Genomic DNA, 529 nt, shown 5'->3' with positions numbered 1-529 from the left:
GGCTTTGGTGGGTGGAGAATGCTGTAAAATCTAAAGTGTCACAAGGAAAGCTCAAAACAATCCACTGTCCCAAATGTCTATCATCTCGATTGAAAAAAAAAGGTTTTCGTCGGGGGAAACAATGCCATCAATGTCAAAATTGTGGCCAACAAGATTGTTGAATCTCCAAGTAATAACGCTGATCATCCAGAAGTCAAAAAACTCTGTCTCAAAATGTATCTCAACGGCATGGGATTTCCAGCCATCGCATCTAGTTACAGAAATTGACCATACTACCATGATCAATTGGGTAAAAGAATCGGCACAACAGTTATCCGATGAACCACAGGATGATGAAATTCCTGAAATCACTGAGATTGATGAAATACAGCGGTTTGTGGGAAATAAAAAACAGATTGTTTGGAATAGCTTGTGTGGTTAATCATTGGAAACCGGGAATTATCCTTTGGGAAATTGGCGTTCGCGATAGCGATGCGGAGCATGATCGCTCCAGGGCAAACTTTTGAGAAGTTATGGCAAGTTATCCAGT

At 40.8% G+C, this 529-nt stretch carries 2 protein-coding genes; both read left to right on the top strand.

Annotated elements, in window-relative coordinates; genetic code table 11:
- Nucleotides 1–11: 11 nt before the first annotated feature.
- Entirely contained in the window at nucleotides 12–161 is a 150-nt protein-coding gene (locus D5R40_RS43630) for a transposase-like zinc-binding domain-containing protein (RefSeq protein ID WP_445974438.1), read from the top strand.
- A 116-nt stretch (nucleotides 162–277) separates the two neighbouring features.
- Nucleotides 278–421: a hypothetical protein gene (locus D5R40_RS36880; RefSeq protein ID WP_161565206.1), complete on the top strand. Its 144-nt coding sequence runs from the start codon at nucleotides 278–280 to the stop codon at nucleotides 419–421.
- Nucleotides 422–529 lie beyond the last annotated feature (108 nt).

This window comes from Okeania hirsuta (assembly GCF_003838195.1).
Classification (GTDB): Bacteria; Cyanobacteriota; Cyanobacteriia; order Cyanobacteriales; family Microcoleaceae; genus Okeania; species Okeania hirsuta.
This window is presented reverse-complemented; position numbering and strand designations above follow the sequence as displayed.